1 rRNA gene is annotated in these 231 nt (G+C 39.0%); it reads left to right on the top strand.

Features of this window, described 5'->3' with window-relative positions:
• The first annotated feature begins 121 nt into the window (after window positions 1-121).
• A 5S ribosomal RNA gene (gene rrf / locus B494_RS0111685) occupies window positions 122-231 on the top strand.

Raw genomic sequence — 231 nt, 5'->3', positions numbered from 1 at the left:
CATAAAAAGCAATTTTAAATAATAAATATTTTTTATTTAAAAACCCTTGCTTTTGAGCTGGAAAATGCATATAATATATCTTGTCCTTGAAAAAAAGTAACACTTGGAAATAGCTTTATGATCTAGTGACAATAGCGAAGAGGTCACACCTGTTCCCATGCCGAACACAGCCGTTAAGCTCTTCAGCGCCGATGGTAGTTGGGGATTCCCCCTGCGAGAGTAGGACGTCGC

This window comes from Amphibacillus jilinensis Y1 (assembly GCF_000306965.1).
Lineage (GTDB): Bacteria > Bacillota > Bacilli > Bacillales > Amphibacillaceae > Amphibacillus_C > Amphibacillus_C jilinensis.
The sequence above is the reverse complement of the archived record's forward strand: the minus strand, read 5'-3'. Positions and strand labels throughout refer to the sequence as shown.